Origin of the sequence: Micromonospora sp. NPDC049257, from assembly GCF_040678915.1 — a bacterium.
GTDB classification, from domain to species: Bacteria; Actinomycetota; Actinomycetes; order Mycobacteriales; family Micromonosporaceae; genus Micromonospora; species Micromonospora antibiotica.
On record NZ_JBFAQU010000003.1, the window covers coordinates 282,280 to 308,703 of the forward strand.

The window sequence follows — 26,424 nt, forward strand, 5'->3', positions numbered from 1 at the left end:
GGCGCACCGGGCCGTAACGTGCGCGACATGGCCTTTCGGACGTGGGGCAGACTGCTGCTCACCGCACTCGGGGTGAGCATGTTGGCCGGGGCCGGCCAGCTCGGCATCGCGTACGGCTTCGGCATCGTCCGACTCACCGGCGACTTCACCGACGTCAACCGGTGGCCGGCCCAGCTCGCCTGGGTGGGCTGGTTCGCGGTGACCGCCGCCGTGGTCGGCGCGGTCCTCACCGGCCGGCTCGTCCGCCGTGAAGGGCTGCCGCAGGACACCCCGGTACAGCTGGCGATCTCCGGGGCCGCCGCGCTCGGCGCGCTGGTCGTCGCCCCGCTGTGCATGCAACCCGCCAGGGCCGCCGAGCTGAGCGCCGTCGACCCGGTCTGGGCGGTCGGCATCTGCGCGGTCGCCGGGGCGGTGGTCGGTGCGGCTGCCGCCTCGGCCGTCCTGCTGCGCCCCCCGCTGGGCTGGAACGTCGCCCTGATGGGCGGGGCGGTCTGGCTGGTCGCGCTCGTCTCGGCCGCACCGGGGGTGCTCTCCACCGACCCGCTGCGCACCGTACGCCTGGGGGTGCTGGAGCCGGCCTGGCTCGGCGCGGACCGGGCGCAGCAGTTGGCGATGCTGCTGCTGCCCGTGGTCGCGCTGGTGGCCGGCGCGGTGACCGGCGGGGTGGCCCGGCGGCGGGGGCACGTCCCGCTGATCGGCGGGGCCGCCGGGGCGGCCGGCCCGGTGCTGCTCGCCTTCGCCTACCTGACCGCAGGGCCGGGCGACGCGGTGGACCGTTACCAGCTCGCCCCCTACTACGCCGCGGTGATCGCGGTCGCCACCGGTGCGCTCGGCTCGGTCGCCGCCACGCTGCTGCGTTGGCCGCTGCTGCCCGCCCGCCCGGCCGCCGACGACGCGGGCGACGACGCGGCGATCGAGCCGACCGACATCCTCGCGCCCCTGCCCACCGCCCCCGACGCGCCCCGACCCGACCCGACCGGAGCCGTCTCCCCGGCAACCGGCCCGACCGGGACCGGCAGCCCGACTGGACCCGGCAGCACGACCGGGACCGGCTCGGACGAGGCGGTCACGGTGGAGCTGAGCGCCGCCGCACGGGCCTTCGACCCCGAGCCGCCGCGCGTCGGCCGCACCCCCGCCCACTGGGACTGGCCGGATCCCGCCGCTACCGTCACCGACCGGCCGGCGACCCGCCCCGCCCCGACCCCGGGCGGACCGGCCCGGATCGGCTCGACCCCGACCGAGCCGATCCCGACCGAGCCGCCCCGGGTCGAACCGGCCAGAGTCGAGCCGCCCAGGGTCGAGCCGGCCCCCGCCAGGTCGACGCGGGCCGAGACCAGCCAGACCGCACCCACCGCGGCGAAGCAGCGCAAGGCGACCGGACCGGCCACGGGGGAAGAACCCGAGGCCGCGCCCAGGCCAGGGGCGAAGCGGACCAGCCGGACCCGTCCCGCCGCCGTCGTCCCGGTGGCCGAGACCGGTCAGCCCGCGCCCGATCCAGCGGCCCCCACCGGCACCGGCAGCGCGGAGACGGACCGACCGGCCGTCACCGAACCCCGCCACACCCGGCCCGCCAGCGGTGGGCTGGAAGGCACCGGGCCGCAGCCCACCCGACAGGGCCGCAGCGGGACGGGCAGCACCGCGGCCGACCGCCCGGGTGTCGCCGGGCCGGGCGGTGCCCGTCCCGCTGCGACGGCCGCCGAAGCGGGCCCGGCGAGGGCCGGAACGCGGCACGTCCCACCGGACGGTGTCGAAAGCATGCCGCGCCCCCGCCACCAACTACCAGACCTCAGCGGTACGGGTGGCCCGGCCGACTCCCCCCGCCCGGAACCAGCCCGGGCCTCCCTGCCGTTTCCCGAACCGGACACCACCGAGCGAACGGAGCCCCCGGGGCCGGTCAGCCTCCGGTGGGAAGGAGACAGCTCCCGCAGCACCGCGCCGGTGGACGACACCTCCCCCGGTGCGGCTCCCGCCGGCCCAGCTCCGAGCGGCGACGGTCAGCAGCCAGCCGGCCGGGCCAAGGGCCGACGAGGACTGTTCCGACGGAACCGGTCACCCGAGGGTGAGTCGGCAGGCGATCCTCCCGCGGAGCCGGCGACGGCCGACGACGAGTACGTCGACTGGGTCGCCGGCCTGAGCAAGCCCCTCGCCGACAACGAACCGGAACGGGAGAGCGGCCGCCGCTCCCTACGCACCAGCGGCCGCCACCACCACCACGACTAACCCCCCTCACCCCGCCCCACCCCCGCCCTGCCTCACCCCCACCCCGCCTCACCCCCGTCCCCGGCCCCGCCCCGGCCCGGTGATCAAGAGGTTTACGTCAGATTCCGGCCGTCCCGTGACGCAAACCTCTTGATCACCGGGGCAGGGGGGCGGGGACGGGGGCAGGGGGGCGGGGGCGGGGACGGGGGCGGGGGCGGGGAGTCAGGCTAGGGGGAGGTAGACGCGGTTGCCGGTGGAGCGGAATTCGGCTGACTTGGCCTGCATGCCCTGGGCGGCGTACTCCTTCAGCTCCTGGGTGATCTTCATGGAGCAGAACTTCGGGCCGCACATGGAGCAGAAGTGGGCGGTCTTCGCCGGCTCCGCCGGGAGCGTCGCGTCGTGGTAGGCGCGGGCGGTCTCCGGGTCCAGCGACAGGTTGAACTGGTCTTCCCAGCGGAACTCGAACCGCGCCTTGGACAGCGCGTCGTCCCAGGCCTGCGCGCCGGGGTGCCCCTTGGCCAGGTCGGCCGCGTGTGCGGCGATCTTGTACGCGATCACGCCGGCCTTCACGTCGTCCCGGTCGGGCAGGCCGAGGTGTTCCTTCGGGGTGACGTAGCACAGCATGGCGGTGCCGAACATGCCGATCATCGCGGCCCCGATGGCCGAGGTGATGTGGTCGTACGCGGGGGCGATGTCGGTGGTCAGCGGGCCGAGGGTGTAGAACGGGGCCTGGTGGCACCACTCCTGCTGGAGGTCCACGTTCTCCTTGATCTTGTGCATCGGCACGTGGCCGGGGCCCTCGATCATCACCTGCACGTCGTACTCCCAGGCGATCCGGGTCAACTCGCCGAGGGTGCGTAGCTCGGCGAACTGGGCCTCGTCGTTGGCGTCGGCGATCGAGCCGGGTCGCAGCCCGTCGCCGAGGGAGAACGTCACGTCGTAGCGGGCGAGGATCGCGCACAGCTCCCGGAAGTTGGTGTAGAGGAAGTTCTCCTCGTGGTGCGCCAGACACCAGGCCGCCATGATCGAACCGCCCCGGGAGACGATCCCGGTGACCCGGTCGACGGCCAGCGGCACGTACGGCAGCAGCACCCCCGCGTGCACCGTCATGTAGTCGACGCCCTGCTCGGCCTGCTCGATGACGGTCTCCCGGAACACCTCCCAGCTCAGCTTGACCGGGTCGCCACCGACCTTCTCCAGCGCCTGGTAGATCGGCACGGTGCCGATCGGCACCGGCGAGTTGCGGACGATCGCCTCCCGGGTCTCGTGGATGCGCTTGCCGGTCGACAGGTCCATCACGGTGTCCGCGCCCCACCGGGTGGCCCAGGTCAGCTTCTCCACCTCCTCGGCGACCGACGAGGTCACCGCCGAGGTGCCGATGTTGGCGTTGACCTTCACCAGGAACGCCTTGCCGATGATCGCCGGCTCGCACTCGGGGTGGTTGACGTTGAGTGGCAGCACCGCCCGGCCGGCGGCGATCTCGTCGCGCACCAGCTCCGGCGGCAGCCCCTCCCGGATCGCCACGAACTCCATCTCCGGGGTGACCACCCCGGCGCGGGCGTACCAGAGCTGGGTGGGGCGTTTGGCGTCGACGCCGGCCAGCGGGGTGCCCGCGCCCCGGACCGGCGCGACGTCGCCCCGCTCGGCGATCCACGGTCCGCGCAGCGGCGGCAGCCCCACCTCCGGGTCCGAGCCGGGGCCGGAGGTGTCGTAGAGGCGCAGCGGCGGGTTGTCCCCGGCCAGCTCCACCTCGGCGAACGGCACCCGGACGTCCGGCCGGGACCCCTCGACGTAGACCTTGCGACGTGCCTGCATGACAGCCTCCCTGTTGGTCATCGGGACCAGCCGAAGTGGTCCAGCGGGCCGCGTCCCGCGCCCAGTTCCCAACCCCGCGCGCCGGTCAGCGCACGGGTGACGTACTCCTTGGCGGTGGCGACCGCGACCGGCACCGGGTCGCCGGCGGCCAGCCGGACGGCGATCGCCGCCGAGAACGAGCAGCCGGTGCCGTGGCTGTGCCGGGTGTCCACCCGGGGGGCGCGCAGCAGGGTGGTCGTTGCGCCGTCGGCCAGCACGTCGACCGACTCGCCGGCCGCGTCGACGTCACCGCCGGTGACCACCACGTACTCGGGGCCGCCGGCCGCCAGGGCCTGCGCCGCGGCGACCATCTCCTCGACCGTGGTCACCGGGCGTCCGGTGAGGGCGGCGGCCTCCGCGCAGTTCGGCGTCGCCACCCGGGCGTACGGCAGCAGCCGCTCGACGGCCGCGACCACCCCGAGCCGGTGTCCGCTGGTGGCGACGAGCACCGGGTCGACGACGAGGTGCGGCAGCCGGCCCGCCTTCGCCGCCTCGGCCACCGCGTCGGCGACCGCCGGGGTGCCGAGCATCCCGGTCTTCACCGCCCGGACCGCGAAGTCGCCGAGCACGCTGTCGAGCTGCTCGGTGACGGTGCGTGGGGGTAGCGGCAGCACGGCGTCCACGCCCCGGGTGTTCTGCGCGGTGACGGCGGTCAGCACGCTGGTGCCGTACGCGCCGAGGGCGGCGAAGACCTTCAGGTCGGCCTGGATGCCGGCGCCGCCGCCGGAGTCGGAGCCGGCGATGGTGAGCACGGTCGTGGGTGTCATGTCGTCTCCTCGGGCCACGCGTCGGTGCTCGGGGTGCGGGGGAAGGCGCTGGTGAGGGTCGTCGCGGCCCCGGTCGGGTCGGCGGCCCGCATGATCGCGCCGAGCACCGCCACCCCGACCGCGCCCGCGTCGACGCAGGCCGTCACCTGCTCCGGTGTCTCGACGCCGCCCAGGGCGAGCACGGGCACCGGGCTGCGCCGGATCAGGTCGCGCAGCCCGTCCGGGCGCAACGGTGGGCCGTAGCCGGGTTTGCTGCGGGTGGCCCAGACCGGTGAGAGCGTCACGTAGTCCTCGGTGGTCAGTCGGGCCAGCTCCGCCGTGTCGTGGCAGGACCGGCCGACCAGTCCGACGGCCGGCGGCGGGTACGGCCCGGCGGCGGGCAGGTGGACGGCGTCCCCGTCCAGCGGGTCGGGGCCGGCCACGATCAGGGTGCCGCCGGCCTGCGCCAGGACGGCCCGCAGGTCGACGGCGATCGCCGCCCGTTCGGCGCGGGGCAGGTCCCTCTCCCGCAGCACCACCCACCGCACCCCACCGCCTACCGCCCCCGCGACCACGTCGACGAGGTCGCCGCGCGCCACCAGCCGGTCGGTCAGCAGCACCACCCCGTCCGGCCGGAGGAGGGGTGGGGCGGCCGGGCGGGTCACAGGTCGGGTCTTCCGTCGTCGGGGGTGGAGGCGAGGGCGTGGAAGCGGCGGGGTATCCGCCCGGCGTTGTACGCGAGCCGCCCGGCCCGTACGCCGTGCCGCATGGCGGTGGCCATCGCCGTCGGGTCGGCGGCCCGGGTGACGGCGCTGGCCAGCAGCACCCCGTCGCAGCCCAGTTCCATGGCGAGGGCCGCGTCGGAGGCGGTGCCGATCCCGGCGTCGAGGATCACCGGCACGTCGACGCTCTGCCGGATGAGCCGGATGTGGTGCGGGTTGGTGATGCCCAGTCCGGAACCGATCGGCGCACCGGCCGGCATCACCGCCGCGCAGCCGACGTCGGCCAGCCGGCGGGCCAGCACCGGGTCGTCGGAGGTGTACGGCAGCACGACGAAGCCGTCGGCGACGAGTTCCTCGGCGGCCCGCAGCAGCTCCACCCCGTCCGGGAGCAGGGTGCGTTCGTCGCCGATCACCTCCAGCTTGACCCAGTCGGTGTCGAACGCCTCCCGGGCCAGCCGGGCCACCTTGACCGCCTCGGCGGCGGTGTAGCAGCCGGCGGTGTTGGGCAGCAGCCGCACCGCGCACCGGTCGAGCAGGTCGAGCAGTCCCCCGGCGGTGCCGGGGGCGGTGTCGACGCGGCGCAGGGCGAGGGTGACCAGTTCGGTGCCGGAGGCCCGGATCGCCTGTTCCAGCACGTGCAGGTTGGCCGCGCCGCCGGTGCCGAGGATGAGCCGGGAGGTGAAGGTCTGTCCGGCGATGGTGAGGGGCATCCGGGTCACCCGCCCTGGGCGGCGCTGAGCACCTCGACCCGGTCGCCGTCGCGCAGCTCGGTGGCGGGCCAGCCGCCCCGGGGGACCACCTCGCCGTTGACCGCGACGGCGATTCCGCGCCGCTGCCCGGTGACCGTGGCGACCAGGTCCGCGACGGTCGTGCCGCCGGCCAGCTCGCGTCCGACGCCGTTGACGATCAGTCGCACGTGTCCTCCTCAGTGGAACCGGTCGGCGGTGAAGGGGGTGAGCAGCGGGTCCGGCTGACCGGTGACGATCAGGTCGGTGATCAGGTCGGCGGTGACCGGGGTGAGCACGATGCCGTGCCGGTGGTGGCCGGTGGCGGCGAGCACGCCGGGGCGGCCGGGCAGCGGGCCGAGGATCGGCGCGTTGTCCGGGGTGCCGGGGCGCAGCCCGGCGGTGGCCTCGGTCAGCGCGTACTCGGCGAGTTCGGGGACGAGGTCGACGGCGGCCCGGAGCAGCCGCAGCACCGCCCCGGTGGTCACCTCGGTGTCGGCGCGTTCCTCGACGGTCGCCCCGAGGACCACCTCGCCGTCGTCGCGGGGGACGAGGTAGACCGACTCGCCGTCGGCGTACCCCCGGATGACGTGCCGGAAGCCGGGCGGGCGGTGGTCGGGCGCGCGCAGCCGCAGCACCTGGCCCTTGACCGGGCGGACCGGCAGCCCGGTCAGCGCGGCGGCGCCGCAGCCGGCGGCGACCACGACGACGGGCGCGTCCACCTCGGCCAGTCGGGTCACTAGGCCGGGCAGCAGGGTCGCGCCGGCCCGCTCGGCGGCGACCCGGAGCGCGTCGACCAGCCGGCGCGGGTCGACCTGGTGGTCGCCGGGGGCGACCGCTCCGCCGCGCAGCCGGGGGGTCAGCGCCGGTTCGCGCTCCCGCAGCTGCGACGGGCGCAGCGCGCTGATCGGCAGCCCCAACCCCTGCTGGTACGACCAGAGCCGGCGGGCTTCGGCCAGGTCGTCCCCGGTGAGCCCGACGACGAGGGTGCCGTCGGTGCGGTAGCCGAACTCCCTGCCGGTGGCGGCGGTCAGTTCGGCGGCGAAACCCGGCCAGCGGGCGGCGGACGCGGTGAGCAGCCCGGTCAGTTCCCGTTCCCCGAAGTACGCCTCGGCGACCGGGGCGAGCATCCCGGCGGCGACCCGGGACGCGCCGGAGCCGGGGGCCGGGTCGTGCACGGTCACCCGCAGGCCCCGGGTGGCGCAGCGCCAGGCGATCGCCAATCCGACCGGCCCCGCGCCCACGATGGCGACGTCGGGCCGGGTCAGCACGTCAGTGCCGCGATCAGTTCGGCGGTGGCCCGGCCCGGGTCGGCGGCGGTGGACAGCGCCCCGACCACCGCCACGCCGTACGCCCCGGCGGCCCGCAGCGCCGGCACGGTGGCGGCGGTGACCCCGCCGATGGCGATCACCGGCACGGCGACGGCGGCGACGACGGCGTGGATGCCGGCGGGGCCGATCGGGTCGGGCAGGCCGGTCTTGGTGGCGGTGGGATGGCACGGGCCGACGCCCAGGTAGCTGGCCCCGGCGGCGACGGCCCGGGCGGCGGCGTCCGGTTCCCGGGCGGTCGCGCCGAGCACGGCGGCGGGGCCGAGGACCCGGCGGGCCGCCGCGACGGGCAGGTCGTCCGCGCCGACGTGGCCGCCGTGGGCGTCCACCGCGAGGGCGACGTGCAGCCGGTCGTTGACCAGGCAGGTCGCCTCGTACGGCACGCAGAGCGCGCGTACCCGTCGGGCCAGGTCGTACGCCTGCCGGTCGGTGGTGTCGTCGGTCACCCGGACCTGGACGACGAGGTCGGCGCGGGCCACCGGGAGGGCGGCCCGTACGACGGCGAGCGGGTCGCACCCGGGGCGGGTGTCGGTGATCAGATGCAGTCGGCCGAGGGACGGCACGGCAACTCTCCTCCCTGCGCCGGCATTACCCGGATCAGGTTCGACGGTCGGGGGCTCTCAGCCCCCCTCTCAGCCCGGTGTACCGGGCTCCCGTGGGTCACGTGCCTGTGACCGTACGACAGATCCGCTGATCCGCCAAGGGGTGTTAGATTGATCCAGGACTATCAATGCGTACGGTTGTGGGCTTGTATCCACATAAGCCGGAAAAGCGAGTCGCCGATACCGAATCGTTACATGCTCATGCCTTGCCGGAAACCAATCCAGCGGCGCTAATTTGTTCAACCGATCGACATTATTCCGGTGCGGAGCCTCGGCGTGGCCCGCACCTGATCGCCACTGGTGCGGACCTCGGCGGGCCCACACCGATCCGACCGGGGACGGTCTGCGGCGAGTCGTCCCCATGCCCCCACCACTGTCCAGCACGGACAAAAGGAGCATGGAGTGTCTCCATCCCGCCATCGCCGCGCCCGTCGCGGCCCACTGGGTGCCGGTCTACTGGCCCTCTCCCTACTCGCCAGCGGCCTGATCGGCGGCACCGCCGCCCAGGCCGCTCCCGTCGCGGCGGCCCAGCCACAGGCCGCACCGGCACCGGCGGCAGCCGCCGCCGAACCCTTCTCGGTCCTGGTCTTCTCCAAGACCGCCGGATTCCGGCACGACGCCATCCCGGCCGGCATCGCCGCGATCCAGAAGCTCGGCACCGACAACGGGTTCACCGTCGACACCACCGAGGACGGAGCCGCCTTCAACGACACCAACCTGGCGAAATACCAGGCGGTGATCTGGCTCTCCACCACCGGTGACGTCCTCGACGCCACCCAGCAGGCCGCGTTCGAGCGCTACATCAAGGCCGGCGGCGGCTACGCCGGCGTGCACGCCGCCTCCGACACCGAGTACGACTGGGCCTGGTACGGCAACCTGGTCGGCGCGTACTTCTCCGGCCACCCCGCCAACCAGCAGGCCACCGTCAAGGTCGAGGACCACGCGCACCCGTCGACCGCCGACCTGCCGGACCGCTGGTCCCGGTTCGACGAGTGGTACAACTTCCGCACCAACCCGCGCTCCAAGGTGCACGTGCTGGCCAGCCTGGACGAGAAGTCCTACAGCCCGGGTGCCGGCGCGATGGGCGCCGACCACCCCACCGCCTGGTGCCAGGACTACGACGGCGGTCGGTCGTGGTACACCGGCGGCGGCCACACCCAGGCGTCGTACACCGAGCCGGAGTTCCTCAGCCACCTGCTCGGCGGCATCCGCACCGCGGCCGGCGTCGAGAACGCCGACTGCGGCGCCTCCAAGACCGCGAACTTCGAGAAGGTCACCCTCGACAGCAACACCAACAACCCGATGGAGCTGGACATCGCTCCGGACGGCCGGGTGTTCTACGCCGAGCGCGACGGCCGGGTGCAGATCGTGAAGCCGGACACCGGCAACACGGTCACCGCGACCCGGCTGGACGTCTTCACCGGCAACGAGGACGGCCTGCTCGGGCTGCGCCTCGACCCGGACTTCGCCACCAACAAGTGGATCTACCTGTACTACGCACCGGCCGGTGGCGCCCCGCGCAACTACCTGTCCCGGTTCACCGTCAACGGTGACACCATCGACAAGGCCACCGAGAAGGTCATCCTCCAGGTCGACACGCAGCGCAACACCTGCTGCCACGCCGGCGGCAGCATGACCTTCGACTCGCAGGGCAACCTCTACCTGGCCACCGGCGACAACACCAACCCGTTCGAGTCGAGCGCCTTCACCCCGATCGACGAGCGGGCCGGCCGGCAGGACTACGACGCGCAGCGCAGCGCCGGCAACACCAACGACCTGCGCGGCAAGGTGATCCGGGTGCACCCGGAGGACGACGGCACCTACACGATCCCGACGGGCAACCTGTTCGCCCCGGGCACCGCGAAGACCCGTCCCGAGATCTTCGGCATGGGCTTCCGTAACCCGTTCCGGATCGGCGTCGACCAGAAGACCGACACCCTCTACGTCGCCGACTACGGGCCGGACGCCTCGACGGCCAACCCGAACCGGGGCCCCGAGGGCCTGGTGGAGTGGAACATCGTCGCCACGGCCGGCAACTACGGCTGGCCGTACTGCACCGGCAACAACAAGGCGTACAACGACTACACCTTCCCGTCCGGGCCGAGCGGGGCGAAGTTCGACTGCGCCGCGCCGGTCAACGACTCGCCCAACAACACCGGCCTGACCAACCTGCCGCCGGCCATCGCGGCGACGGTGGACTACGGCTACGCCGGCGACCCGCGCTTCCCCGAGATCGGTGGCGGCGGTGCCCCGATGGGCGGCCCGGTCTACCGCTACGACGCCGACAGCACGTCGGGCCGCAAGTGGCCGGCGTACTACGACGGCAAGGCGCTGCTCGGCGAGTGGAACCAGTCGAAGATGTACACGATGCAGGTCAGCGCGGACGGCAAGACGCTGGTCGACATCAACCAGCTGCTCACCGGCATGCCGATGATCCGTCCGATGGACTTCGAGTTCGGTCCGGACGGCGCGCTCTACATGATCGAGTGGGGCACCGGTTTCGGCGGCAACAACGACGACTCCGGGGTCTACCGGATCGACTACACCGCCGGTGACCGCGCCCCCATCGCCGAGGCCAGCGCCGACCCCACCTCCGGGGCCGCGCCGCTGACCGTGAACTTCTCCAGCGCCGGGTCGCGTGACCCGGACGGCGGCACGCTGACCTACGCGTGGAAGTTCGGTGACGGCCAGACCTCCACCGAGGCGAACCCCACCCACACCTACACCGCGGCCGGCGACTACACCGCGCAGCTCACCGTCACCAACCCCAAGGGCCGCACCGCCGTGGCGAACGTGCCGGTGACGGTCGGCAACACCGCCCCGACGGTGACCATCGAGTTCCCGCCCAGCGGCGGTTTCTTCGAGTGGGGCGACCAGGTCAAGTACACGATCAAGGTGACCGACCCGGAGGACGGCACCGTCGACTGTGACCGGGTGCAGCTGCAGGTGCTGCTCGGCCACGACGAGCACGCCCACCCGCTGGAGCAGCACACCGGCTGCACCGGCACCGTGCAGACCTCGCTGGCGTCGGGTCACGGCGCGGAGGCCAACGTCTTCGCGGTCTTCGAGGCCACCTACACCGACGACGGCGGCACCGGCGGCGCCGGCCCGTTGACCGGTCGGGCGATCGAGATCCTCCAGCCCAAGCGCAAGCAGGCCGAGTACTACACGGCCACCGGGCGGGCCCCGGGCAGCACCGGCGGCGGTGACCCGGGCGTGCAGAAGGAGACCACCACCGACCCCGCCGGTGGCGGCCAGAACATCGGCTTCATCGAGGACGGCGACTGGTGGTCGCTCGTCCCGGCCAACCTGACCGGGGTCGAGCAGATCCGGTTCCGGGTGGCCTCCGAGGTCCAGGGCGGTCGGATCGACGTGCACGCCGGTGCCGTCGACGGCCCGGTCGTGGCCACGGCCACCGTGCCGAGCACGGGTGGCTGGCAGCAGTTCGTCGACGTGACCGCGCCGGTGACGGCCGGTGCGGAGGGCGCGCTGTACTTCGTCGCCAAGGACCCCGCCGGTGGCGCGGGTTCGCTGTTCAACGTCAACTGGATGGACTTCATCGGACGGGGCGTCACCGACAACGCGCCGCCGCAGGTGACGGCCACCGCCACCCCGGCGACCGGCACCGCGCCGGTCACCGTGACCTTCACCGGCACGGCCACCGACACCGAGGGTGACACCCCGCTGACGTACGCCTGGGACTTCGGTGACGGCGGGACGGCGACGACCCTGAACGCCACCCACACCTACACCACCCCGGGCACCTTCACCGCCACCCTGACGGTGACGGACAGCCGGGGTGCGAAGTCCTACGCGACCGTCCCGGTCAAGGTGGACGCGCCGACCAACTCGTGCCTCGGCGCGCGGTCGGACGAGTTCCTCGGCAACAGCCTCGACAAGGACCGCTGGTCGGTGGTCCGGGAGAACCAGCTCTACTCGGTCTCCGGTGGGGCGCTGCGGCTGCCCACCTCCTCGGGTGACCTGTACGGCTCCCGTAACGACGCGACCAACCTGGTGCTCCAGCCCGCACCCAGCGGGGCCTGGCAGGCCACCACGAAGGTCACCGTGCCCGTCACCGCCGACTACCAGCAGGCCGGCCTGCTGATCTACGGCGACGACGACAACTACGCCAAGGTGGACCTGCTCTACGGCGGTTCGCGCAAGGTGGAGTTCATCCGGGAGACCGCCGGGACTCCGCGTAACGACGCGGCCGACGCCGTGGCCGCCCCGGCCGGTGACACCATCTGGCTGCGGCTGATCAGCGACGGCACCAACCTGACCGCGCAGTTCTCGACCGACGGTGTCACGTTCACCCCGGTCGGCCGGTCCGCCGCGCTGGCCGGCATCACCAACCCGCGCATCGGCCTGCTCGCCCTCAACGGTGGCACCACCGCCCCGGTGGTGGACGCGGTGTTCGACTCGTTCCTGGTCTCGCCGGACGCCCCGGCCGGCCCGGTCACCCCGTCGGACGAGTTCACCGGCACCACGCTCGACAAGTGCCGGTGGAACGCGGTGCTCCGTGAGGACCCGGCCGGTTACCGGGTGGTCGACGGTGCGCTGAAGATCGACGTGCCGTCCGGTGACATCTACGGCACCAACAACACCGGGCCGAAGAACTTCATCCTCCAGACCGCGCCGAGCGGTGACTGGACCCTGGAGACGAAGGTCGACGGCAGTGCCCTGGCCGAGCAGTACCAGCAGGCCGGTCTGATCGTCCACGCCGACGACGACAACTACGTCAAGTTGGACTACATCGTGGACAACCAGGCCGGGCAGGCGGTCTCCCGGCGGATCGAGTTCCGTGGCGAACTCGCCGGGGCGACGCAGAACCCGCAGCCCCAGGTCTCCAACCTGACCTCGGGGGTGTGGTACCTGCGGCTGGCCCGCGCCGGTGACACCTTCACCGCGTCGTACTCGGCGGACGGGCAGGAGTGGACCACGTTCGAGACGGTGACGAACACCGCCGTCGGGGCCACCCCGAAGATCGGTCTGTTCACCCTCGGCGCGAACGCGGCCACCTCGAAGACGGCCTCGTTCGACTACTTCCGGCTCTCCACCAGGGCGGCCGACACGACCGCCCCGGTGACCACGGCCACCGTCTCCGGCACCCCGACCGAGGGTTGGCACACCGGCCCGGTCACCGTGACGCTGGCGGCGGCCGACGAGGCCGGCGGTAGCGGGGTGGCGAGCACCGAGTACCAGCTCGACGGGGCCACCACGTGGACCGCGTACACCGAGCCGGTGCAGGTCAGCGGGGACGGCACCCACGAGGTGCGGTTCCGGTCGACGGACGCGGCCGGCAACGTGGAGGCGACGAAGAAGGTCGCCGTGAAGATCGACGCCACCGCGCCGGTCAGCTCGGCGTCGTTCGCCCCGGCCAACGACGACGGCTGGCACAACGGCACCGTCCCGGTGGTGATCACCTCCACCGACGCCGGTTCCGGGGTCAAGAAGCTGGAGTGGTCGCTCGACGGTGGCGCCTGGACGGCGTACACCACGCCGGTGGAGGTGACCGGGGACGGCACGCACGAGCTGCTGTACCGGGCCACCGACGCCGCCGGCAACGTCGAGGCGCTGAAGTCGGCGGTCGTCAAGATCGACGGCACCAAGCCGACGTTGCTGGTCTCCGGCATCGCCGACGGCCAACTCTACGGTGACAGCCAGGACGTCCGGATCTCGTGGCAGGCGGTCGACCCGACCTCCGGCATCAAGACGACCTCCGGCGTGCTGGACGGTCGGGCGTACGCCAGCGGCACCCTGCAGGCGCTGTACGAGCTGCCGCTCGGCCTGCACGAGCTGACGGTGACCGCGACCGACAAGGCGGGCAACTCCACCACCTCGACGGTCCGGTTCTTCGTCACCACCTCGTTCCGGGACATGCAGAACCTGCTGGACCGGTTCAAGGCGACCGGACGACTCTCCACCAAGGCGCACCGTCAGCTGTCCAACAAGCTGGACGCGGTACGGGAGTCCGAGGCGGCGGGCAACGACAAGCGGGCGGTGCAGCAGTTGACCGCCTTCAAGGCGTTGGCCACCGACCCCGCGGTGGTGACCGACACCGACGTGCGGGACGTGCTGGTCCGGGACGCCGACGCCATGATCGTCCGGCTCGGTGGCGCGGCCACCAAGGCCGGCGTCAAGGCGAACGCCAACAAGTCGGTCAACGGGGCCGGCCGGCTCGGTGCCGACCCCACCCGGATCGCCAAGGGCGGTTCGCTGTAAGGAGCACCACGGGGCCGCTCCCACCGTCGACACCGGCGGTGGGGGCGGCCCCTCCACATAGCAAGGGAGACGTCGATGCGTACCTTGAGAGCCCTCGCCGCGCTGGTCGTGGCGGCCCTGGTGACCCTGCCGGCGGGTCCGGCGGCGGCGCACGGCGGAAAGGTCAAGCTGACGGTGGCCGGTGACGGCGCCGGTGGGGTGACCGTGATGGCCGTGTACGCCGACGGGCACCGGCTGGACCAGCCGGTCCGGCTCACCGTGACAGCCGAGGGTGAGGGGGGCCGGACGGCCGGGCCGGTGCAGATCGAGCCGTCCGGGGAGGGGCAGGGCTTCTACAGCAGCGGCCCGCTGCTCTCCCCCGGCGACTGGCGGGTGACGGTCCGCGCCCCCGCCCCCTACCAGAGCACGGCGACCGCTCAGGTGCAGGCCCGGGTGGCCCAGTCGCCGTCGCCGGTCGCCGCCACGCTGCCGCCCACCGGCGGGGACGCCGACGACGGCTTCGGCGGCTGGCCGTGGCTGGCCGGTGCGCTGGCGGTGGTCGTCGTCGCCGGGTCGACGCTGCTGTGGTGGCGTCGCCGGGCCCACCCCGGGGAGCCGACCGGCCTGGCCGGCTGACGACCTGGTACCCGATCGGGCCCGGACACCGCGACGGTGTCCGGGCCCGACCGCGTCCGACCCGGGTCGGTCAGAGCAGGGCGTCCAGGGCGTCGAGGTCGTCGTCGGTGGGCTGCCAGGTGCCGGCGGCGGCGTTCGCCCGGACCTGCTCGGCGGTGGTGGCCCCGGCGATGACGGAGGCCACCGCCGGTCGGGCGGCCAGCCCGCCGATGGCCACCTGGAGCAGCGTCAGCCCCCGCTGCGCCGCAAACGTCTCCAGCGCCTCGATGGTCTCCCAGCGGGCCGCGGCGAGCCGCTCGGCGTACCGGCCACCGCCGGAGAGGCGGCTGCCGGCGGGTGGGGCGGTGTCCCGCCGGTACTTGCCGGTGAGCAGCCCGTTGGCGAGCGGGAAGAACGGCAGCAGGCCCAGGCCGAACCGCTCGCAGGCCGGAATGATCTCGACCTCGGCGTCGCGGTGGAGCAGGTTGTAGTGGTTCTGCGCGCTGACGAACCGGGTCAGCCCCCGGGTCTTCGCCGTCCAGTCGGCGTCGGCGATCTGCCAGCCGGAGAAGTTGGAGTTGCCCAGGTAGCGCACCTTGCCGGCGCGGACCAGGTCGTCCAGCGCGGCGAGCGTCTCGTCGATCGGGGTGTCCGGGTCGGGTTCGTGCAGCTGGTACAGGTCGATGTGGTCGGTGCCGAGCCGGCGCAGCGACGCCTCGACGGCCCGCACCACGTACCGCCGGGACCCGCGTACCCCGAAGTCGCGGCCGTTGCGCCCGCCCATCGACATGCCGAACTTGGTGGCCAGCACCACGTCGTCCCGGCGGCCCTTGAGGGCCTGCCCGAGCAGTTCCTCGGAACCCCCCGGGGGCTCGCCGTAGATGTCGGCGGTGTCGAAGAAGGTGATCCCGGCGTCGAGCGCGGCGTCGACCACCGCCCGGGTGCCGTCGATGTCGAGCTTGCGGCCGAAGTTGTTGCAGCCGATGCCGACCACGGACACCACGAGCCCGGAGTCGCCCAACCGGCGGTAGGTCATCTCAGTCACGAGATCCACCCTATGCCGCCCGGACCGGCCCCGACCCCGCCCGACGACCGGCCGGGGTCGGCACCTCACGGTCCGCGTGGGTGACTCAGCCCACGTCCCAGACCGGCTCCGGGGTCTCCACCACCTCACCGTCCCCCCGGAACAGCACGAACCGGTCGAACGAGCGGGTGAACCAGCGGTCGTGGGTGACCGCGACGACCGTCCCGGCGAACGCGGCCAGTCCCGCCTCCAACGCCTCGGCCGAGGCCAGGTCGAGGTTGTCGGTCGGCTCGTCGAGCAGCAGCAGGGTCGCCCCGGACAGCTCCAGCAGCAGCACCAGGAACCGGGCCTGCTGACCGCCGGACAGGGTGCCGAAGCGCTGGTCGCCCTGGCCGGCCAGCTCGTAGCGGCTCAGCGCCGCCATCGCCGCGTGCCGGTCCATTCCGGCCCGGTGCTCGTCGCCCCGCCACAGCGCCTCGACCAGGGTCTTGGCCATCAGCTCCGGCCGGTCGTGGGTCTGCGAGAAGTGCCCCGGGCGGACCCGGGCACCCAGCCGGACCACCCCGCCGTGTGCCACCGGGGCCAGCGCGGCGGCCCCGTCGACCGGGCCGTTGGCCGGGTCGGGGTCGGTGCCGCCCCGGGCCAGCAGGCGCAGGAAGTGCGACTTGCCGGTGCCGTTGGCCCCGAGCACCGCCACCCGGTCGCCGTACCACAGCTCCAGGTCGAAGGGGTAGGTCAGGCCGTCCAGCTCCAGCTGCTCGCAGATCACCGCGCGCTTGCCGGTCCGCCCGCCGGCCAGCTGCATCCGGATGTCCTGGTCCTTCGGCGGTACGGGTGGCGGCCCGGCCTCCTCGAACTTGCGCAGCCGGGTCTGCGCCGCCTGGTAACGGGAGGCGAGCCCGTCGTTGTACGCGGCTTTCTGCTTGTACATCAGCATCAGCTCACGCAGCTTCTGGTGCTCCTCGTCCCAGCGGCGACGCAACTCGTCGAGGCGGGCGTGCCGGGCGGTGCGGGCCTCGTGCCAGCTGGCGAAGCTCCCCGGGTGCACCCAGGCGCTGCCCCCCTCGACGGCGACCACCCGGTCGGCGGTACGGGCCAGCAGCTCCCGGTCGTGTGAGACGTACAGCACCGACTTGGTGGACTCGCGCAGCCGTTGCTCCAGCCAACGTTTACCGGGCACGTCGAGGAAGTTGTCCGGCTCGTCGAGCAGCAGCACCTCGTCGGTGCCCCGCAGCAGCAGCTCCAGGGCGAAGCGCTTCTGCTGGCCACCGGACAGGGTCCGCACCGGGCGGTCCCGGGACGCGTCCCAGGGCAGGTCGAGCACGGTGGTGGTGACGGTGTCGAAGAGCACCTCGGCGTCGTACCCGCCGGCCTCGCCCCAGGCGGCCAGCGCGTCCGCGTACGCCAGCTGGGCCTTGCCGGCGGCGGTGCTGTACTTGCCGCGCAGCTCGGCGGCGCGCATGGCCTGTTCGGTGTCGACGAGCCGGCGGCCGGCGTCGCGCAGCGCCGGCGGGGCCAGCGACAGGGCCAGGTCGGCCAGCGTCGACTCGTCACCGATCATGCCGATGAACTGCCGCATCACGCCGAGCCCGCCGGCCCGCGCGACCGCGCCGGTGCGCACCGGCAGGTCCCCGGCGACCATCCTCAGCAGCGTCGTCTTGCCGGCGCCGTTCGGCCCGACCAGGGCGACCTTGGCCCCCTCACCGACCCGGAACGACACGTCGGCGAAGAGTTCCCGACCGTCCGGGAGGATGTGCCCGACCGCTGCCACGTCCACGTATCCCACGCGGGCATCCTGCCCGAGGCGTGGGGCCGGAGGACACCGGATTACCGGGTGACCCGCAGCACCCGGTAGCCCTTCTGGCTGGCGTGCCGGGTCACCGCGAAGCCCTCGTCGAGCAGCCAGCGGTGCAGCGAGTCGCCGCCGAGGTGGCGGGCCACCACCAGCCAGCCGACGCCGTCCGGGGCGAGCCGGGGCAGCCAGCGGCGCAGCAGTCCGTGCAGTTCGGGTTTGCCGACGTGGATCGGCGGGTTGGACCAGACCTGGGTGAAGGTGACGTCGGCCGGCACCTCGTCGGGGGTGACCGCGTGGACCCGGTCGGCGGCGTCGATGCGGGCGGCGTTCGCGGCGGTCAGTGCGCGGGCCCGTTCGTTGACGTCGACCGCCCAGACGGTAGCGGTCGGCGCGAGGTCGGCCAGCACGCAGCTGATCGGGCCGAACCCGGAGCCGATGTCGAGCAGGTGGCCACCGGTGGCGGCGGTCGGCAGGTCGGCCTTGCGCAGCAGGACGGCGGTGCCGGGGTCGAGCCGGGTGGCGGAGAAGACCCCGCTGGCGGAGGCGAGTGTGTAGTCGCGCCCGGCGACGTGGAACTCCACCTCGCGGGGGTGGGCCGGGGCGCTGGGCTCCGCGGTGAAGTAGTGGTCGCCGGTCACCGGGGCATTGTTCCACCGGTCCGGGGCGGGGCTGCCGTCGGCCGGCGTCCCCGCCCGACGCGCCACAGACCGTATTTCCTGTTATTACCCCCTAAAGGGGCAATGAACCCTACTCTGGGCGACATGGTATATCGGTACGAGTCCGCTGAGGACGCATTCGAGGAGAACCCGCGGCCCGACGCGGACCTGCCGCTGTTCCAGCCCCCGCCGACCACGGCGGCCGGGCCCTCCCCGTCCCGCTTCCCGGCACCGTCGCTGCCCCGGGTCAACCAACCGGCACCGCCGACGGTCGACCCCGTCCCGATCCGGTCCGCCGTCCAGGTGCCCGGCGCGACGTCCGCACCGGACCGCGCCAGGTCCCGCCGCTCCGGCGACGGCCGGGGCCGCCGGGGTGGCCGCGGCTGGCAGATCGTCGTCGGCGGGGCCGCCGTGCTGATGCTGCTCGGCCTCTGCGGGCTCGGCGGGGCCGTCCTGCTCATCGACCGCACCCCGACCGACGACACGTCGCCGAACGGGCAGGCCGCGCCGACGGCACCGGGCACCGCCACCCCCGACGACCAGGCCGACGGGCCACTGGACTCCCGGGAGGTCGACCGGCAGCCGTTGACCGCCAAGGAGGTCTTCCCCGGCAGCAAGCTGGTCATCGGCGTCGACCGGCACGAATACCAGGTGCTCAAGACCCAGTCGAACGCCAGCTGCGCCGTCGCGGCCACCGGCGAGATAGCCGACCTGCTGGTCACCCTCGGGTGCAGCCAGGTGGTCCGGGCCACCCTGCGCTCCCCCGACGAGGACCACCTGGTCACCGTCGGCCTGCTCAACCTGACCGACCTGGCCACCGCGCAACGCGTCCGGGACCGGATCCGCCCACTGCTCGACGACCGGCGCGGCCGGTTCCGGGGCATGCCCGCGGGGGAAGACACCGAGTCGGTCGCCACCGCCGCCGCCCGCGTCGCCTGGCAGGTGCGCGGCCACTACGTCGCCTACTGCCTGGTGACCAGGGACGACGCCGGTGCCGTCCCGGCCGGCGACCAGACCGTCCGCGAGATCATCTACGACCTGGTCGAACTGCACCTCGACAAGGGCGTCCTGGACCGCCGGGCGGCCGGCGTCAGCGTCGACCAACCCACCGCCAAGGCCACCAGCCCCTCGGCCACCCCGCACGCCGGGAACCGGAAGACCCCCACCCCCACCGCGACCCCCCGCGTCGGCGACCCGGACACCGACGAGCTGCCCGGCGACTGACGACCACCGACGCAGGCCCGGCCGGCGCGGCCGGGCCTGCGTCGTGCCCGGCCCGGAGGGAACGGGATCCGCCGCCCGGGACCCGACCGTCCCCCGGCCCTCAGGACTGGACGGGGAGCCGCAACCGGCGGGTACGGTCGGCGCGGTCGGCGTACTCGGCCGGGTCGTGTGGATAGCCGACGGCCACCAGGGTCAACCCGTGCGCCGGCGCGACCGTCACCTCGCTGGAGCGTTCCCGCCGGGCCAGCAGCCCCGCCGGCCACTCGACCGGACGTCGACCGTCCCCGGCGGTCAGCATCGCCCCCACCAGGCTGCGCACCATCGCCTGGCAGAACGCGTCGGCCTGCACGGTGGCGACCAGAATGCCGTCCGGGTCCCGCCGCCAGTCCAGCCGGGTCACCTCACGCAGGGTGGTGGCGTTCTCCTTGCGCCGGCAGTACGCCGCGAAGTCGTGCTCCCCCACCAGCCCGGCCGCCGCGACGTTCAGGGCGCCCAGGTCCAACGGCCGGGGCCAGGCGAGGGTGTCCCGACGCCGCAACGGCTCGACACCCCACGGCGCGTCGGTCACCCGGTACTCGTACCGGCGGAAGGTCGCCGAGAAGCGGGCGTCGAACTCGACGGGCACCTCGGTCATCGCCCGGACCCGCACGTCACCGGGGAGCAGCCGGGCCAGCCGGCGCAACAGCCGCCCCCGGTGCTCCGCCCAGACGACGACGGGCACGTCGAGGTGGCAGACCTGCCCGGTGGCGTGCACCCCGGCGTCGGTCCGCCCGGCCACCGTCAACCCGGTGACGGCACCCGCGCCGAGCACCAGGTCCAGCGTCTCGACCAGCACCCCGGCCACGGTGCGCCGGGTCGGTTGGACCGCCCAGCCGGAGAAGTCGGTGCCGTCGTACGAGACGTCCAGCCGCAGCCGGATCCGCTCGTCCACCTCGTACCTCCCGTTCACGACGTCGGGCCCGGCACCCCAGGAAGGGATGCCGGGCCCGACGGTGCTGCCGTTGCTCAGGCCTTCTTCTCGGTGGCCTCGGTCTCGGTAGCCTCGTCGCTGTCCTCGCGGGCGGCGGCGGTGTCACCGGACGCCGAGACCGGCGCCTCGGAGTCCTGGTCGGCCGGGGCCGCCGGGGTCTCCTCGGCCGGGGCGAGCGCCTCGACCTTGTCCTGCTGGGCGGCCTTGCGGGCGGCGGTCTTCTTGTTCGCCTTGGGCTCGGCGACCTGAAGCTCCTCCACCAGCTCGATGATCGCCATCGGAGCGGCGTCACCCTTGCGCGGGCCGGTCTTCACGATCCGGGTGTAGCCACCGTTGCGGTTGGCGTACCGGGGCGCGATCTGGTCGAACAGGGAGTAGACCACGTCCTTGTCCTTGACGACGCCCAGCACCCGCCGCCGCGAGGCGAGGTCGCCCCGCTTGGCCTTGGTGATGAGCTGCTCGGCCAGCGGACGCAGCCGCCGGGCCTTCGTCTCGGTGGTCTGGATCTTGCCGTGCTGGAACAGCGCGGTGGCCAGGTTGGCCAGCATCAGCCGCTCGTGCGCGGGGCTGCCGCCGAGGCGGGGGCCCTTGGTGGGCGTGGGCATGCTTGGTGCTCCTCAGGTGTGGCGGCAGCGCGGACTAGAGCTGCTCGGTCTCGCGATAGTCGTCGGTGTCGTAGTCGGCCTCACCGAAGGCGTCCACGACGTGTGCCGGGTCGAAGTTCGGGGCCGAGTCCTTCAGCCCCAGACCCATCCCGGCGAGCTTCATCTTGACCTCGTCGATCGACTTCTGGCCGAAGTTGCGGATGTCGAGGAGGTCGGCCTCGGTACGCCCGATCAGCTCACCAACGGAGTTGATGCCCTCGCGCTTGAGGCAGTTGTAGGAACGGACCGTGAGGTCCAGCTCCTCGATCGGCAGGGCCAGGTCCGCCGCCAGCTGGGCGTCCTGCGGGGACGGCCCGATGTCGATGCCCTCGGCGGTCTCGTCCAGCTCCCGGGCCAACCCGAACAGCTCCACCAGCGTCGAACCGGCGGAGGCCAGCGCGGTACGCGGGCCCATCGACGGCTTGGTCTCGACGTCGATGATCAGCCGGTCGAAGTCGGTCCGCTGCTCGACGCGGGTCGCCTCGACGCGGTACGTCACCTTGAGCACCGGCGAGTAGATCGAGTCGACCGGGATCCGGCCGATCTCGGCGCCGGCCTGCTTGTTCTGCGCCGCCGTCACGTAGCCGCGACCCCGCTCGACGGTCAGCTCCATGTCGAGCCGGCCCTTGCCGTTGAGGGTGGCGAGCTTGAGGTCGGGGTTGTGCACCGAGACACCGGCCGGGGGCTGGATGTCGCCTGCGGTGACGTCGCCCGGACCCTGCTTGCGCAGGTACATGCTGACCGGCTCGTCGTGCTCGGAGCTGACGCAGAGCTCCTTGATGTTCATGACGAGCTCGACCACGTCCTCCTTGACCCCGGGGATCGTGGTGAACTCGTGCAGCACACCGTCGATCTTGATCGAGGTGACCGCGGCACCCGGGATGGACGACAGCAGCGTACGCCGCAGCGAGTTGCCCAGGGTGTAGCCGAAGCCGGGCTCCAGCGGCTCGATGGTGAACCGGGAACGGGTCTCGTTGATCGACTCTTCGGAGAGAGACGGTCGCTGGCTGATGAGCATCTTTTCTCTTCTCTTCCGGGACGCCCGCTATATGACGTCCACGACACGAACTGTTCCGGTGGCCCGCCCCGCAGGACGGGCCACCGCAACGGGCCCTACTTGGAGTAGAGCTCGACGATCAGCTGCTCCTGGACCTGGGTGTCGATCACCTGACGGGCCGGGAGCGAGTGCACCAGGACCTTCATCTGGCTCGGGATCGCCTCCAGCCACGCCGGAACGGTCTTCGAGCCGGCCTGGGCCTGCGCCACGATGAACGGGGTGAGCTCCTTGCTCTTGCCCCGGACCTCGATGATGTCGTGCTCCTTGACGCGGTACGACGGGATGTCGACCTTCTTGCCGTTCACGGTGAAGTGACCGTGCTTGACAAGCTGGCGGGCCATGTCCCGCGAGTGCGCGTAACCGGCCCGGTAGACCACGTTGTCGAGGCGCGACTCGAGGATCTGCAGGAGGACCTCACCGGTCTTGGCCTGCTTGGCCACGGCCTCCTCGTAGTACCCGCGGAACTGCTTCTCCAGCACGCCGTAGACCCGACGCGCCTTCTGCTTCTCGCGGAGCTGGAGCAGGTACTCCGTCTCCTTGGTGCGGCCACGACCGTGCTGCCCGGGCGGGAACGGCCGGGACTCGAACGGGCACTTCGGGCCATCGCACTTGCTGCCCTTGAGGAACAGCTTCATCTTCTCCCGCCGGCAACGGCGGCAGTCAGCACCGGTGTAACGAGCCATCTCTCTCTAACCTCTCAGACCCGGCGACGCTTCGGCGGACGGCACCCGTTGTGCGGCTGCGGGGTGACGTCGGCGATCTGGCCGACCTCCAGCCCGACGGCCTGCAGCGAGCGGATGGCGGTTTCCCGGCCGGAGCCGGGGCCCTTGACGAACACGTCGACCTTGCGCATGCCGTGCTCCATCGCCCGACGCGCGGCGGCCTCGGCGGCCAGCTGCGCGGCGAACGGGGTCGACTTGCGGGAGCCCTTGAAGCCAACCTGGCCCGCTGAGGCCCAGGAGATGACCGCACCGGTCGGGTCCGTGATGGACACGATGGTGTTGTTGAACGTGCTCTTGATGTGCGCCTGCCCGTGGGCGACGTTCTTGCGTTCCTTGCGCCGGACCTTCTTGACTGCGGCTCCGGCACGAGCCTTAGGTGGCATAAGTCTTCTGCGCTCCTGTATGGGTTCTCGATCGACTGCTGGCTCTTCGCCTGAATCCCGGCTGGGAAGTTACTTCTTGCCGGGCTTCTTCTTGCCGGCCACGGTCCGCTTCGGGCCCTTGCGGGTGCGGGCGTTGGTCCGCGTCCGCTGGCCACGCACGGGCAGGCCCCGGCGGTGCCGGATGCCGGCGTAGCAGCCGATCTCGACCTTGCGGCGGATGTCAGCGGCGACCTCGCGGCGCAGGTCGCCTTCAACCTTGTAGTTCGACTCGATGTGGTCGCGGAGCTGGACCAGCTCCTCGTCCGTGAGGTCCCGAGCGCGCTTGTCCGGCGAGATGCCGGTAGCAGCGAGCGTCTCCTGGGCACGGGTGCGACCGACCCCGAAGATGTAGGTGAGCGCGATCTCCATCCGCTTTTCGCGGGGGAGATCCACGCCGACTAGACGTGCCATGTGCGGGCGTACTCCTCGTGATGTGTGGCGGAGGTGTGGACCCGTCCCACCCCGCTACCGACCTGTCCGACTCCGACGCGGTGTGCGCCGGCGACCGAACGGCCGCTGCCCGAGCGGGCCCCGGCCTCCGACCGGGGGTTGGCCACGAGAAGGTACGCGTGCGTACGTTCCGCGGCTGGGACGAGCTGGTGACGTGTTGTCGTCGGATCTGCGCGACCCGGACCGGTCCGCCGCCCTCCGTTCGTCACGGACGGCGGAATCGGATCAGCCCTGGCGCTGCTTGTGGCGCGGGTCGGTGCAGATCACCATGACCCGGCCGTGCCGGCGGATAACCCGGCACTTGTTGCAGATCCTCTTGACGCTCGGCTTGACCTTCACGGTTGCCTTACTTCCCATCTGGCCCGGCGACGCGATGACCGCGACTCCGGACGTCGAAGACGGACACGGGGACTTCCCGGCCGCCGTCAGGCTTACTTGTAGCGGTAGACGATGCGCCCGCGGGTCAGGTCGTACGGCGAGAGTTCGACGACGACCCGGTCCTCCGGCAGGATGCGGATGTAGTGCTGCCGCATCTTGCCGCTGATGTGAGCCAGCACCTTGTGGCCGTTCGCGAGCTCCACCCGGAACATTGCGTTCGGCAGAGGCTCGATGACCCGACCCTCGATCTCGATGGCTCCGTCTTTTTTCGGCATGTACTCCGCTGTCCTGACGTCGGTTGCTCCGGACGGCCCACAACGCCTTACACGGACCTCCCGATGGTCATCGGGGGCCCGCGCCAGCCGCGGCTCCGGGCTCCCACCGAAGCGCGGGGTGGGCATGCCGGAGTGGACGCTGTGCGCCGATCTGAAAGTGTACGCCCGCCCACTGGTGGTCGCCAAACCGGCCACCAGTGGTGTCACCCAACCGGACGAAACTGGGCACCCTCCCACGCAACGCCCGGCGGTCGGCGGTCGTTGCGGCGCTACCTGCGGCGCTTGCGCCGCCGCATGTCGCGCGCCACCCGCCGGCGGTCCCGCCGGGCGGGAGCACCGCCGGCGAACCCGCCAGTGGTACGCAGGAGCAGCAGAACCCCCCACGGGCCGAGCGCCCATGCCGGCCAGTAGAACAGCAGTTCCCGGCTGCCGACCGAGGAGATCGCCCAGATCACGGTGAGCAGGGCCGCCACCCGCAGCCAGGGCACCCACACCTCGACCGGCCACCGCCGGGAGCCGACACCCACGGGCACCGGCTCACCCACTGCGGTGCTCCCGGTCACCGGCGGCTCCGGCGTCACCTCCCGGTCGGGCTCCGACGCCCCGGAACCGGACACCGGCGGGGCCTGCGGGCCGAGCGGGGCCAGCGGGCCGAGCGGGGCCAGCGCGGAGCGCTGCGCGGACGCCGGTGCCGGCAGATCAGCCAGGACGGTGTCCAGTTCCGCGTAGGTCTTCGCCCCGTACGTCTGTTGCAGGCGTTCGTCGTACTCGTGCAGGTCGAGCCGGCCCTCCTCCAGGGCGACCCGGAGCCGTTCCGCCGTCGCCTCCCGGTCGGTGTCCGCCGCCCGCATCCGGTCCCGCTCCTGCATGCCGGCCCGCCTCTCCATGCCGGCAAGCATGACACCACGGGTCCACCGCCACCGAACCCCGTCACCGCCCACCGGGCCACAGGTCGGCTGCCGGACCAGAGGCCACACCGCCACCGCCCCGCGACCACCGCCAAGACCACCACCTCGGCCACCGCCACCACCACCACGACCATCACCACGGCCACCGCCACCACGGCCCCGCCACCACCACGACCATCACCACGGCCACCGCCACCACGGCCCCGCCACCACCTCGGCCACGGCCACCGCCACCACCAAGACCACCGCCACGGCCCCGCCACCACCACGGCCACGGCCACGGCCACGGCCACGGCCACGGCCACGGCCACGGCCAGCCGGATGCTCGTCCGGCTACGACGCCGGCACCGGCCAGCGCGACCGATGCCACCGGGCGGTTCCTCCGGTAGCGAGCCCATGCGGTCGACGGGTCGCCCCGACTCTCCACTCGAGGGGCCGCCCGTCCGCCCACCGGTGACCGCCCTCCCCCACCGCATCTGTCCTCGGGCCCTTTCGACCTGATGACATCAGCGATTCAGCCAGCACCCCCACCTCGGTCAGGAGGGGATCGGTCAGGAGGGGACCGCCGCCGAGAGGTCCTCTCCCTGCTCAGGCTGACACTCGACGTTCATGTGCTTCCCCCTACCGACGGTTGAGTCGTCAACGCCATCAGCTCGAAAGGACCCGGGGTGGTCAACTGGCACCGGCCCGTCGGGCCCGGTACGACAGCCAGCCACGCAGCGGCAACGGCGGCAACGGCGACAGGGGCGACAGCGGACGGCGGCAGCGGCGGGCGGCGGCAGCGGCGGGCGACGACAGCGGCGGGCGACGACAGCGGCGGGCGACGACAGCGGCGGGCGACGACAGCGGCGGGCGACGACAGCGGCGGGCGACGACAGCGGCGGGCGACGACAGCGGCGGGCGACGT

Annotated in this window: 24 protein-coding genes and 1 riboswitch; of the genes, 4 read left to right on the forward strand and 20 right to left on the reverse strand. The window is 72.9% G+C overall.

The features are described 5' to 3' along the window. Positions 1-27: 27 nt before the first annotated feature. On the forward strand, positions 28-2,220 hold the full coding sequence (locus AB0K25_RS07480) for a hypothetical protein (protein WP_363819057.1): 2,193 nt from the start codon (positions 28-30) through the stop codon (positions 2,218-2,220). Positions 2,221-2,421: 201 nt separating this feature from the next. On the opposite strand, the gene thiC is transcribed toward AB0K25_RS07480, so the two are convergent. The 7 genes from thiC to thiE form a co-directional block, all read right to left on the reverse strand. After that, positions 2,422-4,014, reverse strand: a complete 1,593-nt coding sequence (gene thiC, locus AB0K25_RS07485; RefSeq protein ID WP_219464721.1) for a phosphomethylpyrimidine synthase ThiC — start codon at positions 4,012-4,014, stop codon at positions 2,422-2,424. Positions 4,015-4,031: 17 nt separating this feature from the next. Further along, positions 4,032-4,820, reverse strand: coding sequence for a bifunctional hydroxymethylpyrimidine kinase/phosphomethylpyrimidine kinase (gene thiD, locus AB0K25_RS07490; RefSeq protein ID WP_219464723.1), 789 nt, complete (start codon positions 4,818-4,820; stop codon positions 4,032-4,034). Continuing rightward, the gene (locus tag AB0K25_RS07495) at positions 4,817-5,464 is read right to left on the reverse strand and encodes a thiamine phosphate synthase (protein WP_219464725.1); all 648 of its coding nucleotides are present in this window, start codon (positions 5,462-5,464) and stop codon (positions 4,817-4,819) included. The genes thiD and AB0K25_RS07495 overlap by 4 nt, the downstream gene beginning before the upstream one ends. Further along, positions 5,461-6,231 (reverse strand): thiazole synthase, encoded by a 771-nt coding sequence (locus tag AB0K25_RS07500; protein ID WP_357537851.1) that lies wholly within the window; start codon positions 6,229-6,231, stop codon positions 5,461-5,463. The genes AB0K25_RS07495 and AB0K25_RS07500 overlap by 4 nt, the downstream gene beginning before the upstream one ends. A gap of 5 nt (positions 6,232-6,236) precedes the next feature. Next, positions 6,237-6,437 carry a sulfur carrier protein ThiS gene (gene thiS / locus AB0K25_RS07505; protein ID WP_219464730.1) on the reverse strand — a complete coding sequence of 67 codons (201 nt, stop codon included), beginning with the start codon at positions 6,435-6,437 and terminating at the stop codon, positions 6,237-6,239. Positions 6,438-6,446: 9 nt separating this feature from the next. Then, positions 6,447-7,517 (reverse strand): glycine oxidase ThiO, encoded by a 1,071-nt coding sequence (gene thiO, locus AB0K25_RS07510; RefSeq protein WP_363819062.1) that lies wholly within the window; start codon positions 7,515-7,517, stop codon positions 6,447-6,449. After that, positions 7,511-8,137, reverse strand: coding sequence for a thiamine phosphate synthase (gene thiE, locus AB0K25_RS07515; RefSeq protein WP_208568190.1), 627 nt, complete (start codon positions 8,135-8,137; stop codon positions 7,511-7,513). The genes thiO and thiE overlap by 7 nt, the downstream gene beginning before the upstream one ends. Further along, positions 8,132-8,240: riboswitch (TPP riboswitch) on the reverse strand. Its footprint overlaps the gene before it by 6 nt. 338 nt (positions 8,241-8,578) lie before the next feature. Between thiE and AB0K25_RS07520 the strand changes: the two genes are divergently transcribed. Together AB0K25_RS07520 and AB0K25_RS07525 are read left to right on the forward strand one after the other, a co-directional pair. After that, positions 8,579-14,398: a ThuA domain-containing protein gene (locus AB0K25_RS07520; RefSeq protein WP_363819067.1), complete on the forward strand. Its 5,820-nt coding sequence runs from the start codon at positions 8,579-8,581 to the stop codon at positions 14,396-14,398. Positions 14,399-14,473: 75 nt separating this feature from the next. After that, positions 14,474-15,013: a hypothetical protein gene (locus AB0K25_RS07525; protein ID WP_219464735.1), complete on the forward strand. Its 540-nt coding sequence runs from the start codon at positions 14,474-14,476 to the stop codon at positions 15,011-15,013. A gap of 70 nt (positions 15,014-15,083) precedes the next feature. Here AB0K25_RS07525 and AB0K25_RS07530 read toward each other — a convergent pair whose 3' ends face one another. The 3 genes from AB0K25_RS07530 to AB0K25_RS07540 form a co-directional block, all read right to left on the reverse strand. Further along, positions 15,084-16,046 carry an aldo/keto reductase gene (locus AB0K25_RS07530; RefSeq protein ID WP_219464737.1) on the reverse strand — a complete coding sequence of 321 codons (963 nt, stop codon included), beginning with the start codon at positions 16,044-16,046 and terminating at the stop codon, positions 15,084-15,086. A 76-nt stretch (positions 16,047-16,122) separates the two neighbouring features. Then, positions 16,123-17,802 carry an ATP-binding cassette domain-containing protein gene (locus AB0K25_RS07535; RefSeq protein ID WP_219464738.1) on the reverse strand — a complete coding sequence of 560 codons (1,680 nt, stop codon included), beginning with the start codon at positions 17,800-17,802 and terminating at the stop codon, positions 16,123-16,125. A gap of 41 nt (positions 17,803-17,843) precedes the next feature. Next, positions 17,844-18,449 carry a methyltransferase gene (locus tag AB0K25_RS07540; RefSeq protein WP_219464739.1) on the reverse strand — a complete coding sequence of 202 codons (606 nt, stop codon included), beginning with the start codon at positions 18,447-18,449 and terminating at the stop codon, positions 17,844-17,846. Positions 18,450-18,572: 123 nt separating this feature from the next. Here AB0K25_RS07540 and AB0K25_RS07545 point away from each other — a divergent pair, with 123 nt between their 5' ends. Beyond that, positions 18,573-19,691, forward strand: coding sequence for a hypothetical protein (locus AB0K25_RS07545; protein ID WP_357537859.1), 1,119 nt, complete (start codon positions 18,573-18,575; stop codon positions 19,689-19,691). A 100-nt stretch (positions 19,692-19,791) separates the two neighbouring features. Here the strand turns inward: AB0K25_RS07545 and truA are convergent, their stop codons facing one another. The 10 genes from truA to AB0K25_RS07595 all read right to left on the reverse strand — a co-directional run. Beyond that, positions 19,792-20,622, reverse strand: coding sequence for a tRNA pseudouridine(38-40) synthase TruA (gene truA / locus AB0K25_RS07550; protein WP_357537861.1), 831 nt, complete (start codon positions 20,620-20,622; stop codon positions 19,792-19,794). Positions 20,623-20,696: 74 nt separating this feature from the next. Then, positions 20,697-21,266: a 50S ribosomal protein L17 gene (gene rplQ, locus AB0K25_RS07555; RefSeq protein WP_208568198.1), complete on the reverse strand. Its 570-nt coding sequence runs from the start codon at positions 21,264-21,266 to the stop codon at positions 20,697-20,699. Positions 21,267-21,300: 34 nt separating this feature from the next. Next, the gene (locus AB0K25_RS07560) at positions 21,301-22,323 is read right to left on the reverse strand and encodes a DNA-directed RNA polymerase subunit alpha (RefSeq protein WP_007073009.1); all 1,023 of its coding nucleotides are present in this window, start codon (positions 22,321-22,323) and stop codon (positions 21,301-21,303) included. A gap of 95 nt (positions 22,324-22,418) precedes the next feature. Continuing rightward, positions 22,419-23,045 (reverse strand): 30S ribosomal protein S4, encoded by a 627-nt coding sequence (gene rpsD, locus AB0K25_RS07565; protein WP_067301470.1) that lies wholly within the window; start codon positions 23,043-23,045, stop codon positions 22,419-22,421. Between the two features lie 14 nt (positions 23,046-23,059). Continuing rightward, on the reverse strand, positions 23,060-23,467 hold the full coding sequence (gene rpsK / locus AB0K25_RS07570; RefSeq protein WP_030329919.1) for a 30S ribosomal protein S11: 408 nt from the start codon (positions 23,465-23,467) through the stop codon (positions 23,060-23,062). 69 nt (positions 23,468-23,536) lie between these two features. Further along, on the reverse strand, positions 23,537-23,917 hold the full coding sequence (rpsM, locus tag AB0K25_RS07575; protein ID WP_091241981.1) for a 30S ribosomal protein S13: 381 nt from the start codon (positions 23,915-23,917) through the stop codon (positions 23,537-23,539). 264 nt (positions 23,918-24,181) lie between these two features. Continuing rightward, positions 24,182-24,295 (reverse strand): 50S ribosomal protein L36, encoded by a 114-nt coding sequence (rpmJ, locus tag AB0K25_RS07580; RefSeq protein WP_012184307.1) that lies wholly within the window; start codon positions 24,293-24,295, stop codon positions 24,182-24,184. Positions 24,296-24,387: 92 nt separating this feature from the next. Then, on the reverse strand, positions 24,388-24,609 hold the full coding sequence (infA, locus tag AB0K25_RS07585) for a translation initiation factor IF-1 (RefSeq protein ID WP_007073013.1): 222 nt from the start codon (positions 24,607-24,609) through the stop codon (positions 24,388-24,390). Positions 24,610-24,878: 269 nt separating this feature from the next. Beyond that, complete coding sequence (locus AB0K25_RS07590) at positions 24,879-25,496, reverse strand: DUF1707 domain-containing protein (RefSeq protein ID WP_363819073.1); 618 nt, start codon at positions 25,494-25,496, stop codon at positions 24,879-24,881. Between the two features lie 693 nt (positions 25,497-26,189). Beyond that, positions 26,190-26,424 (reverse strand): hypothetical protein (locus AB0K25_RS07595; protein ID WP_363819076.1); only part of this gene is annotated, 235 nt, incomplete at its 5' end.

Excerpts from the sequence above, each read along its gene's own strand:
- rpsK (WP_030329919.1), bottom strand. The coding sequence starts at position 23,467 with ATGCCACCTAAGGCTCGTGCCGGAGCCGCAGTCAAGAAGGTCCGGCGC.
- AB0K25_RS07560 (WP_007073009.1), bottom strand. The coding sequence starts at position 22,323 with ATGCTCATCAGCCAGCGACCGTCTCTCTCCGAAGAGTCGATCAACGAG.
- AB0K25_RS07525 (WP_219464735.1), top strand. The coding sequence starts at position 14,474 with ATGCGTACCTTGAGAGCCCTCGCCGCGCTGGTCGTGGCGGCCCTGGTG.
- thiD (WP_219464723.1), bottom strand. The coding sequence starts at position 4,820 with ATGACACCCACGACCGTGCTCACCATCGCCGGCTCCGACTCCGGCGGC.
- AB0K25_RS07500 (WP_357537851.1), bottom strand. The coding sequence starts at position 6,231 with ATGCCCCTCACCATCGCCGGACAGACCTTCACCTCCCGGCTCATCCTC.
- rpsD (WP_067301470.1), bottom strand. The coding sequence starts at position 23,045 with ATGGCTCGTTACACCGGTGCTGACTGCCGCCGTTGCCGGCGGGAGAAG.
- AB0K25_RS07480 (WP_363819057.1), top strand. The coding sequence starts at position 28 with ATGGCCTTTCGGACGTGGGGCAGACTGCTGCTCACCGCACTCGGGGTG.
- thiC (WP_219464721.1), bottom strand. The coding sequence starts at position 4,014 with ATGCAGGCACGTCGCAAGGTCTACGTCGAGGGGTCCCGGCCGGACGTC.
- AB0K25_RS07590 (WP_363819073.1), bottom strand. The coding sequence starts at position 25,496 with ATGGAGAGGCGGGCCGGCATGCAGGAGCGGGACCGGATGCGGGCGGCG.
- rpsM (WP_091241981.1), bottom strand. The coding sequence starts at position 23,917 with ATGGCACGTCTAGTCGGCGTGGATCTCCCCCGCGAAAAGCGGATGGAG.
- AB0K25_RS07545 (WP_357537859.1), top strand. The coding sequence starts at position 18,573 with ATGGTATATCGGTACGAGTCCGCTGAGGACGCATTCGAGGAGAACCCG.
- infA (WP_007073013.1), bottom strand. The coding sequence starts at position 24,609 with ATGCCGAAAAAAGACGGAGCCATCGAGATCGAGGGTCGGGTCATCGAG.
- rplQ (WP_208568198.1), bottom strand. The coding sequence starts at position 21,266 with ATGCCCACGCCCACCAAGGGCCCCCGCCTCGGCGGCAGCCCCGCGCAC.